This window comes from Chromatiales bacterium 21-64-14 (assembly GCA_002255365.1).
In the GTDB taxonomy this organism is placed as follows: Bacteria; Pseudomonadota; Gammaproteobacteria; order 21-64-14; family 21-64-14; genus 21-64-14.
Genome location: NCBI01000010.1, coordinates 1 through 13,688 on the forward strand (window position 1 = coordinate 1; position 13,688 = coordinate 13,688).

Genomic DNA, 13,688 nt, shown 5'->3' on the forward strand with positions numbered 1-13,688 from the left:
ATAATTGTTTTTAAAGTTAAATATTAGAAGCCTATTTTGTAATCGTTTTGTAAAAGTCCCAGATACCATCGGGCGTTGGCAGGTTTGACCCCATTCCTTCCACAGCGTTATCCACAGCTTTTGTGGATAAGGAATGAAATCCCACGCGGACAATGGGTTACCCGCGTCGCCAGAAGTTTGGCGTTCCGCGCCCTAGCCCTTGTAGCTGTATGTTTCCAAGGGAGATTAACGACATTACGGCAGGGGCATGACAGGAACCAGGTACGAGGATGTGGTATGCTGGCCGGAGAAAAATTCAGTACCCGGCGACCCGCCGGACAGGAGGAGTGAAATGGCCCGGCTTGTGTCCCAGCCCTTTGACTTCGAGCGGTGGGCATACCTCGCACGTACCGACCCGCAGGCCTTCGAAACGGAGCGGGTGGCTGCCGTGGATGCCATCATCCGCCGCGCACCCCGGGAGCGCCAACCGCGTCTACGGGGTCTCCAATGGCAGATCGACCAAGTGCGCCGCTGTACCCATAATCCAGTAGTGGCTTGCGAACGTATCCAGCGGATGATGTGGGACGCAGTGTTGCGGGACGGCGGCCTGCTGGAGACGCTGCGCAGCCTTGGCGATTTCGCCGCCGGATCGGCGCCGCGTACCACAGCGCCGCGTCGGGTCGCGACCGTGCTGCCGTTCCCACGCCGGGACCAAGCCTGATCGGTCGGGCTTGTGGGCCGTGTGAGTTTCGCGTAGCATTTTACCCCTTTTCCGAGTGTGCCTCGCATCGGGTTGTAAGATGGCGGGGTGGTGATTTCGAAATCAGCTGTTTTCCGAGGTCTGTCCATGAAACCCGATATCCATCCCTCGTATCGCGAGGTCACCGTTACCTGCAGCTGCGGCAATCGCTTCGCCACTCGTTCCACTGCGGGCAAGGACTTGCACATCGAGATATGTTCCCAATGCCATCCGTTCTATACCGGCAAGCAGAAGCTCATGGACACTGCCGGACGGGTGGATAAATTCCGGCGTAAGTATGGGATCAAGAACCCCTGAGCCGGATGTCTGCCGGAACTGACAGCCGAAGGGCGCCCCGCGGAGGCGCCCTTTTTGTTTGGTGCGGGCTGGCGCTGGTCCTGTTGCTGATCCCGTCCCTGGCGCCCCGTGCCGCGGGCCGGTGCGGTGCGGACCGGGTGGATGCGCAGGTACGGGTCACCTACGTCTACGATGGGGACACCGTGCGTCTGGCGGATGGACGCCATTTGCGGCTGATCGGGATCGATACCCCGGAGCTGCATCCGGACCATGGGGGTCCGCAGCCGTTGGCGGAGGCCGCCCGGGACCAGTTGCGCGCCCTGTTGCAACGCCACCGCTACCAGTTGCGGTTGCGTTTCGATCAAGATCGTCAGGATCGCTATCATCGGCTCTTGGCCCACGCGTTCCTGAATGACGGTAGTTCCGTGGAGCGCCGGCTGTTGGATGCCGGTCTGGGCACCGCCCTGGTGGTGCCTCCCAACCTCTGGCACTTGACCTGTTACCACGATGCACAGGCGGTGGCGCAGCATGCCCGGCGGGGCCTCTGGGCGCTGCCCGCGTACCAACCTGTCGCCGCGGCCCGCCTGCCCCGGGACGCGGACGGTTTTCACCTGCTCACCGGCCGGGTGACGGCGGTCCGTGGGGGCCGGCGCGGGATCTGGTTGCAGTTGGACGGCCCGGTGGTGCTGCGCATCCCGCGCGGGGATCTGATCTACTTCGTGGGCCATGATCTGCCGGCTCTGAAGGGGCAGCGGGTGTTGGCTCAGGGCTGGCTGCATCGCTCGTTCGGGGATCGGTCGGGCTGGTTTATGGCGGTCCGCCACCCGGAGGCCTTGGAGGTCCTGAGGTGAGTTCGGGGAGGAGCGGCCGCTACGACGGGGTGTCCCCGGATACGGCGTGCAATTTCCACGAGTTGACCGACGCGGGGCAGGCCCTTGCCCGCCCACTGAAACTGCGTATCATCCGTGCCCGGGCCGGGCTGCGCATGGCGGACTTCGCCGTTAATTCGCCCATCTCCCGCTCTGCGGTGCAACAGCTGCGGCTGCTCAACGGGTTTTATCCGGACGGGGAACCGTGCCCAGGTCAGCGGGTCAAGGTTGTCGAATAGGCGTCATGATCCCCGTGACCCGGTCTGCTGCCGGCGTGCGGTTCTGTCCACTCGTCAAGGTAGGTGTGCCGATGAATGAGGAGACCCTGAAGGCCGAGGCGCTGCGTTATCACGCGGAGCCGCGTCCCGGGAAGATCAGCGTGGCGGTTACCAAGCCCTGTGCCACGCGCAACGACCTGCGTCTGGCCTACACGCCGGGTGTGGCCGCGCCGGTGCGTGCCATCGTTGAGGACCCGGAGAACGCGTACCGCTATACCGCCAAGGGCAATTTGGTGGCGGTGATCACCAACGGCAGCGCGGTGCTCGGGCTCGGCAAGGTGGGGCCGTTGGCCGCCAAGCCGGTCATGGAGGGCAAAGCAGTGCTGTTCAAGGTGTTTGCGGACCTGGATGTCTTCGATATCGAAGTGGACGCGGACACGCCGCAGGCGTTCATTGATACGGTGGTTCGGATCGCACCCACCTTCGGAGGCATCAACCTGGAGGATATCGCGGCACCGCAGTGCTTCGAGATTGAGCAGGCCTTGATCGAGCAGTTGGACATCCCGGTGTTCCACGACGATCAGCACGGGACCGCCATCATCGTCGCCGCGGGCCTGCTGAACGCCCTGGAGCTGCAGGACAAGACGATGGAGACGGCGCGCATCGTGTGCCTGGGTGCCGGGGCGGCGGGGATCGCCTCGATGCGCCTGCTCATCGCCATGGGCGCGAAGAAGGATCACATCCTTATGGTTGATCGCCAGGGGGTCCTGCACTTGGGGCGCGAGGACCTCAATCCCCACAAATGGGCGCTGGCCGCGGACACCGACCGCCGCACCCTGGCCGAGGCCCTGGAGGGGGCGGACGTATTCGTCGGCGTGTCCGGGGCCGGCTTGGTGAGTCCCGCGATGGTGGCGGTTATGGCGCCGCGGCCGATCGTGTTCGCGCTTGCCAACCCGGATCCGGAGATCCATCCGGAGGATGCCCACCGGGTGCGGGACGATCTCATTATGGCCACCGGACGCAGCGACTATCCAAACCAGGTGAACAATGTCCTTGGTTTCCCCTACATTATGCGCGGCGCGCTCGACGTGCGTGCGCGCGGCGTCACCCAGGGCATGCAGGTGGCGGCGGTGCATGCGCTCCGGGAGTTGGCGCGGGAGCCGGTTCCCAAGAGCGTGTTGGAGGCCTATGGGCTGGAGCGACTGGCATATGGGCCCGAGTATATCCTTCCGAAGCCGGTCGATCCGCGCCTGATCCATCATGTGGCGCCGGCGGTGGCGTGGGCCGCGGTACAGGCGGGAGTGGCACGGGTGGCCTATCCAGCGCATTATCCGCGGCTGGAGGCGGCGGGTTAGGACCTGTCGGCGCGGATTCCGTTGACAAGCCATAAGGAACCGGGAGGACGGAGCGTGGACAAGATTACCGTCGTCGGCGCCGGGCGGGTGGGGGAGTCCACCGCCCAGATCCTGGCCCAACAGGAGATGTGCCGGGAACTGGTGTTGCTGGACATCCGGGAGGGCATCGCCGAGGGCGTGGCCCTCGACATCCAGGAGACCGCGCCGCTGTTCGGCTTCGATACCCGGGTGAGTGGCAGCAGCGGCGCCGAGGCCATCACCGGCTCCCAACTGGTCGTGATCACCGCCGGCTTGCCGCGCAAGCCGGGCATGTCCCGTTCGGACCTGCTGGACACCAACGCAGCTATCGTGCGCGGAACCGTGGATCACGTCTTGCGCCTCGCGCCCCAGGCAATGATCCTGGTTGTCAGCAATCCGGTGGACGTCATGACCTACGAAGCTTGGCGCCACAGTGGCTGGGACCGCCGCCGCGTATTCGGTCTGTCCGGTGTCTTGGATGCGGCGCGCATGGCGCACTTCATCGCGCGGGAGACCGGGATCTCAGTGATGGACGTCACGGCCATGGTGCTGGGCGGTCACGGCGACAGCATGGTGCCCATGCCGCGTTACTCCACCATCCACGGCATCCCCATCGCCCATTTCCTGCACCCCGATGCCATTGAGCGGATCATGGAGCGCACCCGTCATGGCGGCGCCGAGATCCTAGCCCTGAAGAAGACCAGCAGCGCCAACGATTCCCCAGCAGCGGCTATTGCCGCCATGGTCGACGCGGTGGTGTACGACCGCAAACGGGTGCTGCCCTGCGTCGCCCTGCTGGACGGTGAATACGGTTTGCGGGACGTGGCCATGGGGGTGCCCTGCGTGGTGGGCCGCGGCGGTATCGGCCAAGTGATCGGCCTGCCGCTCACGGAGCACGAGCAGCAGTCATTCACGCGCTCTGCTGAATCGGTGCGTGGTGACATCCAGCGCCTGAAGAGTGCTGCGTCCGGCGCGAACTAGTCTGGATTTTCCGCTGCTGTTCGCCGCGTGGGCGTTGCGGCGGAGGTGCACCGAACCCGGTTCGCTCTATTCTTCCAGCATCCGCGCCACGGTATCCAGATCGGCGCGGCGCATCGGCTTGCCGTCCACCGGGCTGCACGGTGCCTGCCGGATGCCGTTCACCGGAAACACGGTAAGGTCGATGACGGTGTCCCCAGCCACGAACCGGAATGCGGGGAACGTGGCGGTGTTGTCACGGGCGATCCGCAGCCGGTGTTCGCACCGTTCGAACGGGATGTTTTCCTGAAGCATGAACAGCACCACATCCTCCGGGGTGTCAGCGAACAGGTGCAGGTTGACGTCGGAATGTTCGCCGGCGGTACCGTTCAACACCGAACCCACTAGGCGCGAGTTGAAGCGTGAGAAGAACTCCATGGCTTCGCGGGCGGTCTGCCGCAGTTCACGCAGGCGCTGTGGTTGAGTGGTGGACTGGAACAGCCGTTGGTAGGTGGCGAGTTCCCGTTCGATTTCCAGATTGCGGGGCAGATGACGGGTGTCTGGTGCCCCCAGCCGTTCGGCTGCCTTGCGCTTCGCCGCCAGGAAGTCCCGCACCCCCTGCTCGGCCATGATGCGCGCCGCCTCCACGGCGATGCGTTGGCGCATCTGCTGGTCTTTGTTGGAGCCCCGCGCCGTCATCCCCTTATCCCAGCTTCGATCCGCTGCGTCCGCCGTGGCAGCGGACGTGGACCCCGCAACGCGTCGTGCAGGCGGCGCGGGGTCGGCTAGTGCGCTTCAGAAGAGTTGTTCCGGCAACCGGCCGCTGCCCGGTGGCCCACCCCGCCACTCCGGGCGCTGGCGACCCGGCTGCTGCCCGGGGGCGTACCGGGAACGAAAGATCTCGAACATGGCATCCGGATTATCCGGGGCGGTCGGCACTCCGGTTTGCGCGTCGATGCGTACCGTGACGATGCCCGGGGGCTGCGCAATGGGCCGGTCCGGGACCTTGGCCAGCGCAGTGCCCATGAACTCGATCCACATCGGCAGTGCGGCACGCGCACCGGTCTCACCGTGCCCGAGGGGCGCAGGCTGGTCGAATCCGACCCAGGCGATGGTTACCAGATCCGGGTTGAATCCGCAGAACCAGGCGTCGCGCTGATCGTTGGTGGTGCCGGTCTTGCCCGCGATGTCGTTGCGCTTGAGGACCCGCGCCCGCTTGCCGGTACCGCGCCGGATGACGTCCTGCATCATGGATACCATGATGTAGTCGTTCTGGGCGGAGATCGCCTGAGGTGCGATCCGGACCTGCGCCGGTGCCGCGGGCGGTGCGCTTGGTAGGTCGGATGCCGGCGCCGGGGGTTGCACGGCAGAGACGGGGGGCGCAACCAGCGGCGCCGCTGGCACGGCCGCCCCAGCGGCGCCGTCGCCGCTGGTGATGGCGGTGGTTCCGACCGTCCGTGCGGCGGGTGTTTGGCCGTTGCAGTCCGTCTGGCATGCCACCAGAGGCTGCGCCTGGAATACGACTTGATCGTTGGCACCCACCACTCGCTGGATGTAGTACGGGTCGACGCGGTAGCCACCGTTGGCGAACACCGCGTACCCGCGTGCCATTTCCATCGGCGTCACGCTGGCGCTGCCCAGGGCCAGGGAGAGGTTGTGCGGCAACCGGTCCGCTGCGAAGCCGAAGCGCTTCACGTAGTCGATGGCATAGTCGACCCCAATCGCCCGCAACACGCGGATGGAGACTAGGTTCAACGAGTGCACCAGTCCCTCCCGCAGGCGGGTCGGGCCGTGGAATCGCCCGCTGTAGTTTTCCGGACGCCACATGTTTTCCAGGGCCGGATCGTTGAATACCAGAGGCGCGTCGTTGATCAGGGTTGCGGCGGTAAAGCCCTTGTGGAGTGCCGCGGAGTAGATGAAGGGCTTGAAGCTGGAGCCGGGCTGACGCTGCGCCTGTACCACCCGGTTGAAATTGCTCTGGTAGTAGTCAAAGCCGCCTGCCAGGGCCTGCACCGCGCCGTTCCGGGGGTCCAGGGACACCAGGGCGCCCTGTACCGCGGGTGGCTCGGCCAGGATCAGACTGCCGTCAGCCTGATGTGCGACGTAGACCACGTCCCCCGGCGCCAGGATGTCGGATGCCTGCTCCGGCACGGGACCCAACTGGTCGACACCGATGTACCGGCGCGCCCAGGACAGTCCGGACCAGTCCAGCGCTCCCGAGTGTCCGCCGCCCAGGTAGAGTTCCGCGGCGTGGTCATGGACCGAGCGGACCACGGCAGGTTCCAGCCCGCTGACCGCCGGAACGTTGCCGAGCGCAGCGTCCAGGGCCTTGGGGTCGGGCAGCGATGCGGGATCGATCCGGCGGACTGCGCCGCGATAACCATGGCGCCGGTCGTAGGCGAGCAGGTCGTCCCGCAGGGAACGGTTCGCGGCTTGCTGCAAACCGTCGTCCAGGGTCGTGTAGACCCGGTAGCCCGCGGTATAGGCGTCCGCCCCATAACGCTCGACCATATCTGCGCGCACCAGTTCGGCGACGTAAGGCGCCTCGACGCCGATACTGAGGGCGTGCAGGCTGGCGGTTACCGGCTGTTTGACCGCCGCGGCGTAGTTCTGGTCATCGATGTAGCCCAAGGCATGCATCCGCCCCAGCACATAGTTGCGCCGGACCAGAGCGCGGCGCGGGTCGGCGATGGGGTTGTCCCGGGACGGTGCTTTGGGCAGTCCCGCGATCATGGCGATTTGCGCCAAGTTCAAGTGACCGAGGTCTTTGCCGTAATAGGTCTGAGCGGCGGCACCGACCCCGTAGGCCCGGTTGCCCAGATAGATCTTGTTGAGGTACAGGTCCAGGACCTCCTGCTTGGTGAGTTCCCGGTTGATCTTGAGGGCCAGGAAGATCTCTTTGAGTTTGCGGGTATAGGTCTTTTCCCGGCTGAGGAAGAAGTTGCGCGCCAACTGCATCGTGATGGTGCTGCCTCCCTGGCGTTTCTGCCCGGTACGGATCAGTTCGAAGGCGGCGCGCAAGATCCCCTGGTAGTCCACCCCGGGATGTTGAAAGAAGCGGTCGTCCTCGGCGGCCAGGAAGGCGTGTATGACCTGGGGCGGCAGGTCCGCGTATTTGACGGGAGAGCGGCGCTTCTCGCCGTATTCGGCAACCAGAGACCCCGCGCGGCTGTAGACCCGCAGGGGGACCTGCAGGCGGATATCTTTCAGGCTTTGCACCGATGGCAACTGTGGTTCCAGGTACAGGTAGGCGGCGAACAGAAGCACGATGCTTGCTGTAAAGCCGCCGAAGAGGATGCCGATAAAGATCCGCAACGTCTTGAACAGGGACTTCATCGAGGGCGGGGCCAAGTGGGTGGAAGCTGTGATGGGCTTCATGGACGCGAAGCTTAGGATACCCAAAAATCTCCTAAACCGGATAGTACTTGTGCCGTTAAGGATTGGGTTGACACCGGCTTATCGCTGGTATGTAATTCGAAACGCGAGGCTTGCCATGCAAGCTAACGCCCTAAAAAGGATATAAAAAGCTCGTGCTGGGGCTCAAAAGGAATGTACCCCCGTTACTGGGGATTGATATCAGCAGCACGGCTGTGAAGCTGCTAGAGCTGGGGCGGGATGGGAACCGCTACCGGGTCGAGAGCTACGCCGTGGTCCCGCTGTCCCAGAATGCCGTGGTGGAAAAAAGCATCGCGGACGTGGATGCGGTGGGTGACTCGCTGCGCCGCGCGGTGGAGAAATCCCGCACCCGTCTCAAGAATGTCGCCGTGGCCGTTGCCGGCTCGGCGGTCATCACCAAGGTCGTCCAGCTCGAAGCCGGGCTCACACCGGAGGAACAGGAGAGCCGGGTGCAAATGGAGGCTGATCAGTACATCCCCTATCCACTGGAAGAAATCAACCTGGATTTCGAAGACCTGGGGCCGAACGAGAAGAATCCCCAGATGGTGGATATCCTGCTCGCTGCCTCGCGCAGCGAGAACGTGGAGACCCGGGTCGCGGCCCTGGAGGTAGCGGGCCTGCTGGCGAAGGTGGTGGATGTCGAGGGGTTCGCCATGGAGAACGCATTTTCCCTGATCGGCGAACAGATGCTCGATGGCGGCATGGACAAGACCATCGCGGTGGTCGATATCGGTGCCACCATGACGACCCTGAACGTGTTGCGCAGCCGCAAGGTGATATACACCCGTGAACAGGTGTTCGGTGGCAAGCAACTGACTGAAGAAATCATGCGCCGCTACGGGCTCTCCTACGATGAGGCCGGACAGGCAAAGAAGCAGGGCGGCCTCCCGGACAACTACGTTCCGGAGGTGCTGGAGCCTTTCAAGGAAGCCATGGCCCAGCAGGTAAGCCGTTCACTCCAGTTCTTCTTCTCCTCCAGCCAGTACGACCATGTGGACCACATCGTGCTGGCCGGTGGCAGCGCCTCGATCCCCGGTGTGGAAGAACTGATCGAGGAACGGGTGGGGACGAGCACTACCGTCGCCAACCCCTTCGCCAACATGACCTTGGCCTCCCGGGTCAATCCCCAGGCCCTGAGCAACGACGCTCCGGCCCTGATGATCGCCTGTGGCTTGGCCCTCAGGAGTTTTGACTGAGATGGCGCGGATCAACCTGCTGCCGTGGCGCGACGAGCTCCGCAAAGAGCGCCAGCGGGAATTTATCATCGCCCTGGTGGGCGCCGCGGTCCTGGCGGGCCTCGTGGTGCTACTGATCCAAATGCGCATCAGCGGCATGATCGGTTACCAAAACAACCGGAACGAATATCTGCAGCAGCAGACGGCGGAACTCGACAAGCGGATCCACAAGATCCAGGACCTCGAGTCCACGAAGAAGAAGTTGCTGGCACGCATGGATATCATCCAGCGTTTGCAGCACAGCCGTCCGGAGATCGTTCATCTGTTCAACGAAATCGCCACGACGCTGCCTGACGGCGTATATGTGACGAGTATCACCCAGCAGGGCACCAACCTCACATTCAAGGGGGTGGCCCAGTCCAATTCCCGGGTGTCGGCGTATATGCGCAATCTGGCCGCATCCAAGTGGTTGACCAATCCGCGCCTCGAGGTGATCCACACCAAGCCGGTCGCGGGTCTGGAGCGTGACAGCGACTTTACCTTGCAGGTGAGTCAAGTCGTGCCCAAGGTGGATGAAGAACATCCCCGGGCAACCAAGCGCAAGCACCGGAGGGGTCGCAAGTGAACCTTTCCGATTTCAAGGAATTGGACCTGGATTTCCACAACGCCGGCAGCTGGCCGTGGCCGGTCAAGGGTGTATTTATCGGTCTGTTGAGCGTGGTGGTGCTGTTTGCCGGCTATTGGTTTGACTTGAGTCACCAGTGGGAGGGTCTGCAGCAAGCACGTCAGCAGGAGGTCTCCCTCAAGCAGGTCTTCGAGTCGAAGCAGAGGAAGGCCGCGAACCTGGAGGCCTACGAGAAGCAGCTGGTGGAGATGCGTAAATCGTTCGGCGCCATGTTGCGTCAGTTGCCGAGCAAGACCGAGGTGGCCGATCTCCTGGTGGATATCTCCCAGACCGGGCTGGCGAGCGGCCTGGAATTCCGCCTGTTCAAACCGGAACCGGAAATCCGTAAGGATTTCTACGCCGAGCTGCCGATCCGCATCGAGGTCACCGGGCAATACCATGAATTCGGGAAATTTGTGAGCGGTGTCGCCGCGTTGTCCCGGATCGTGACCTTGCACAACATTTCCATCAAGCCGGAGAACAAGTCCGGCAAGCTGATCATGGATCTCACGGCCAAGACCTACCGCTATCTTGAGGAAGGGGAGGGCGGAAAATGATTGCCCGCGCCCGCTTGCCCCGGAATACAGCTTGCCGCACGCGCTGGCTGACCATGCTTCCGGCCCTCCTCGCCGTCACGCTGCTCGGCGGCTGTGGCGGTGACCGGATGGCCGATCTGCACCAGTACGTGAAGCAGGTGGAAGCGCGTCCCGGCGGGCGGATTGCGCCGCTGCCCGAGGTCCGGCCCTACAAAACCTTTACCTACGACGCTTCCCAGTTGAAGGACCCGTTCTCTCCCGCGCGCCTGGCTGGTGGTGTGAAGGCACCGGTGACCAGCACGAGCAAGATTCGCCCGGATACCACGCGCCCGCGGGAACCGCTGGAGGCCTATTCGCTGGATACCCTGCGCATGGTCGGAACCATTGAGAGGGGCGGTCACACCTGGGCCCTGGTACGAGCGCCCGATGGGACTATCTTCCGGGTCCAGGATGGTAACCACATGGGCCAGAACTACGGCAAGGTGGTAAAGATCACGGAAAGCAGGGTGGCATTGGTCGAGATCGTACCCGACGGAATGGGAGGCTGGATGAAACGCGATGCCTCCCTGGCACTGAAGTAGGAAATCCCATGGGGAGCGCTAAAAAATGATGTTGCCACAGACAGCCCACGCTACGGATGAGTGGGTGACGGCCGCTCGGACCCCGGAGGGACGTTTCCGGGTGTCTATGAGCCGGGCCTGGCACCTGCTGCTATTGTTGATCGCGGCCCTCGCCGCCGGATGGGCGTACGCGGAGCCGGTGTACGCCGCCAACGCGCTGGAGAACGTCAGTTTCTCCGCGCTGCCCGGGGACCGGGTGCAGGTGGTTCTCACCCTGGCGCAGCCCGCCGCGGAGCCGGTCGGGTTCACCACGGACCATCCGGCACGCATCGCGCTGGATCTGGCGGATACTACGAACCAATTGTCCCAAAAGAGTCAGGCCATCGGGGTGGGCGTGGCGCGCAGCATCGCGACCGCCCAGGCCGACGGGCGTACCCGTGTGGTGTTGAACTTGGTGCAGTTGGTGCCCTACGCGACGCGCGTCGAAGGGAAAAAAATCGTTATTACGCTCGCCAGCGCACCGGCTCAGGCGCCCGCCGCCATGCAGGCGGGGGCGGAGACGGCGGGTGCCGCGACCGGAGCCGGTATCACCGGCGTCGATTTCCGGCGCGGAGACGCGGGCCAAGCCCTGATTACCGTTGATCTCTCCAACCCTTCAATTTCCTGGAACCTGCATGAGGAAGGCAAGGCGATCCTTGTGGACTTCATGAATGCGAGCCTGCCCGAGCGTTTGGAGCAGCGGCTGGATGTCACGGACTTCGCGACCCCGGTGACCACCGTGGATACCTACGCCCAGGGCAACGGCGTGCGGTTGGCGATCACCCCCCATGGTGAGTACGAGGACATGGCCTATCAGGCCGGCGACAAGCTGACCATCGAGGTCAAGCCGGTCACCGCGGCTCAGAAGGAGGCCGCCGCAAAGGAGAAATTCAAGTACACCGGACAGCGGCTTTCGCTCGACTTCCAGGATATTCAGACGCGGGCGGTGTTGCAGCTCATCGCGGACTTCACCAACACCAATATCGTTGTGAGCGACAGCGTGAAGGGCAGTATTACCTTGCACCTGAAGAACGTGCCGTGGGATCAGGCCCTGGCCATCATTCTCCAGACCAAGGGCCTGGCCATGCGCCGCAGCGGCAACGTCATCATGGTGGCGCCCAGCGACGAGATGGCCGCACGGGAGAAGCTCGAGGCCGAGGCCCAGAAGCAGATGCAGAAGTTGGAGCCGCTCAAGGCGGAATTCATCCAGGTCAACTACGCCAAGGCCCAGGATATCGCCAAGCTCCTGCAATCCAAGCAGGGTGGCCAGGACAACAGCGGATTCCTGTCCTCGCGCGGCAGCGTGACCGTGGACGCGCGCACCAACACGCTGCTGGTGCAGGATACCCCCAGTAACCTGGATAAAATCCGCAAGCTGGTGCAGACCCTGGACATCCCGGTCCGCCAGGTGTTGATCGACTCGCGGGTCGTGATAGCGAACAACAACTGGAGCCGGGATCTGGGATCCCAGTTCGGGTTCAGCCGTTCCACCACCTACGGAAACAATGGCAATTTCTATACGGTGGGCGGCACCCAGGCTGGCACCACGACGTTCCCGGGGGGGACTACAGGGTTCCAGGCACCCGCCGGCAGCGGCAACGAAGGGTTGATCTCCACCCTGCCGGTGGCCAATCCCACCGCGGCCCTGGGGATCGCCATCGGGCGCATTGGCAGCCACCTGCTGCAGCTTCAGCTCTCCGCGATGCAGGCCGAGAACAAGGGTGAGATCGTCTCCAGCCCGCGGGTGATTACCGCCAACGACATGACGGCTACCATCGAGCAGGGCGTGGAGATCCCCTATCAACAGGCCACTTCCAGTGGCGCCACCTCGGTGCAGTTCAAAAAGGCGGTGTTGAGCCTGAAGGTCACCCCGCACATCACACCGGACGACCGGATCATCATGGATCTGCTGGTGAATAAGGACAGCGTCGGGCAGGTCTTCTTCGGTGTCCCCAGTATCGATACCAGCAACGTGCAGACCCAGGTGCTGGTGGACAACGGCGAGACGGTGGTGCTGGGCGGTATCTACCAGCATACCGACACCAACGAGAAAGATACGGTGCCGGTGCTGGGGGATATTCCGGGAATCGGTTTTCTGTTCCGTAATACCCAGAAGGTCAACGACCGTTCCGAACTTCTGATCTTCGTCACGCCCAAGATCATGAAGGATACCCTGCGGGTGGATCAGATGCGCTTGGACAGTGCCGGCGCCGGGCAATAGCGGCGCGCGCTTGTTGGGGAAGAAGGCCCGGAAACGGGCCTTCTTCATTTTGGGCCCGGCTTGCGGCGGCGCGGGGTTTCTGGCATATCTGGCCGGTATGAACAAACTGGCCAATCTGTTTTTGGTAGGCCCGATGGGCGCGGGTAAAACCACCATCGGGCGCCAACTGGCCCGGGCCCTGGGATGGACCTTCCATGATGTGGACCGGGAGATCGAGACCCGCAGCGGTGCGGATATCCCGCTGATCTTTGATCTGGAAGGCGAGGCGGGATTCCGTATCCGGGAACGGGCGGTATTGGAAGAACTCACCGGGTTGCAGGGGGTAGTGGTCGCCACTGGCGGTGGTGCCGTGCTGGACCCCCTCAATCGCGACCACCTGACGCGCCGGGGACGGGTGATCTATCTGCACGCCTCAGTGGCTCAGCAGCTCAAGCGCACTGCCCGGGACCGTCACCGGCCGCTGCTGCACACCCGCGACCGGCGCTTGCGTCTCGAGGAACTCATGGCGGTGCGCGAGCCCTTGTACCAAGCGGTCGCGGAGCTGACGGTGGATACCGACGGGCGTACCGTGCGGGCGGTGGCTGGCGATATTCTCCAGCGTCTCGGCCTGGAGTCCTGCGTGCCACCCCGGCGGCCGCGTACGGTCCGCCCCAAAGCCTGATTTC

Annotated in this window: 14 protein-coding genes; 12 read left to right on the forward strand and 2 right to left on the reverse strand. The window is 63.7% G+C overall.

Going from position 1 to position 13,688, the window contains the following annotated elements; all coding sequences use genetic code 11:
* The first annotated feature begins 247 nt into the window (after positions 1-247).
* The 6 genes from B7Z66_06870 to B7Z66_06895 all read left to right on the forward strand — a co-directional run bounded on the left by B7Z66_06870 (position 248) and on the right by B7Z66_06895 (position 4,456).
* Positions 248-700 carry a hypothetical protein gene (locus B7Z66_06870; GenBank protein ID OYV76798.1) on the forward strand — a complete coding sequence of 151 codons (453 nt, stop codon included), beginning with the start codon at positions 248-250 and terminating at the stop codon, positions 698-700.
* A gap of 126 nt (positions 701-826) precedes the next feature.
* A complete protein-coding gene (locus tag B7Z66_06875) occupies positions 827-1,036 on the forward strand; it encodes a 50S ribosomal protein L31 (protein ID OYV76799.1) in 210 nt (69 codons plus the stop codon).
* Positions 1,037-1,041: 5 nt separating this feature from the next.
* Positions 1,042-1,866, forward strand: coding sequence for a hypothetical protein (locus B7Z66_06880; protein ID OYV76800.1), 825 nt, complete (start codon positions 1,042-1,044; stop codon positions 1,864-1,866).
* Positions 1,863-2,123, forward strand: coding sequence for a hypothetical protein (locus B7Z66_06885; GenBank protein ID OYV76801.1), 261 nt, complete (start codon positions 1,863-1,865; stop codon positions 2,121-2,123). Before B7Z66_06880 ends, B7Z66_06885 begins: the two co-directional genes overlap by 4 nt.
* Positions 2,124-2,194: 71 nt before the next feature.
* Complete coding sequence (locus tag B7Z66_06890) at positions 2,195-3,457, forward strand: malate dehydrogenase (GenBank protein ID OYV76802.1); 1,263 nt, start codon at positions 2,195-2,197, stop codon at positions 3,455-3,457.
* 54 nt (positions 3,458-3,511) lie between these two features.
* Positions 3,512-4,456 carry a malate dehydrogenase gene (locus B7Z66_06895; protein OYV76803.1) on the forward strand — a complete coding sequence of 315 codons (945 nt, stop codon included), beginning with the start codon at positions 3,512-3,514 and terminating at the stop codon, positions 4,454-4,456.
* 66 nt (positions 4,457-4,522) lie between these two features.
* On the opposite strand, the gene B7Z66_06900 is transcribed toward B7Z66_06895, so the two are convergent.
* Together B7Z66_06900 and B7Z66_06905 are read right to left on the reverse strand one after the other, a co-directional pair.
* Positions 4,523-5,131, reverse strand: coding sequence for a hypothetical protein (locus B7Z66_06900; protein OYV76804.1), 609 nt, complete (start codon positions 5,129-5,131; stop codon positions 4,523-4,525).
* Positions 5,132-5,227: 96 nt separating this feature from the next.
* On the reverse strand, positions 5,228-7,768 hold the full coding sequence (locus B7Z66_06905) for a peptidase (protein ID OYV76857.1): 2,541 nt from the start codon (positions 7,766-7,768) through the stop codon (positions 5,228-5,230).
* Between the two features lie 194 nt (positions 7,769-7,962).
* Between B7Z66_06905 and B7Z66_06910 the strand changes: the two genes are divergently transcribed.
* The 6 genes from B7Z66_06910 (at position 7,963) to B7Z66_06935 (ending at position 13,684) form a co-directional block, all read left to right on the forward strand.
* Entirely contained in the window at positions 7,963-9,024 is a 1,062-nt protein-coding gene (locus tag B7Z66_06910; protein OYV76805.1) for a pilus assembly protein PilM, read from the forward strand.
* 1 nt (position 9,025) lies between these two features.
* Positions 9,026-9,628 carry a hypothetical protein gene (locus B7Z66_06915; protein ID OYV76806.1) on the forward strand — a complete coding sequence of 201 codons (603 nt, stop codon included), beginning with the start codon at positions 9,026-9,028 and terminating at the stop codon, positions 9,626-9,628.
* Positions 9,625-10,224 (forward strand): pilus assembly protein PilO, encoded by a 600-nt coding sequence (locus B7Z66_06920; GenBank protein OYV76807.1) that lies wholly within the window; start codon positions 9,625-9,627, stop codon positions 10,222-10,224. The genes B7Z66_06915 and B7Z66_06920 overlap by 4 nt, the downstream gene beginning before the upstream one ends.
* On the forward strand, positions 10,221-10,784 hold the full coding sequence (locus tag B7Z66_06925; GenBank protein ID OYV76808.1) for a hypothetical protein: 564 nt from the start codon (positions 10,221-10,223) through the stop codon (positions 10,782-10,784). The genes B7Z66_06920 and B7Z66_06925 overlap by 4 nt, the downstream gene beginning before the upstream one ends.
* Positions 10,785-10,890: 106 nt before the next feature.
* On the forward strand, positions 10,891-13,023 hold the full coding sequence (locus B7Z66_06930; protein OYV76809.1) for a pilus assembly protein PilQ: 2,133 nt from the start codon (positions 10,891-10,893) through the stop codon (positions 13,021-13,023).
* A 97-nt stretch (positions 13,024-13,120) separates the two neighbouring features.
* Positions 13,121-13,684: a shikimate kinase I gene (locus tag B7Z66_06935; GenBank protein OYV76858.1), complete on the forward strand. Its 564-nt coding sequence runs from the start codon at positions 13,121-13,123 to the stop codon at positions 13,682-13,684.
* The last annotated feature ends 4 nt before the right edge of the window (positions 13,685-13,688 follow it).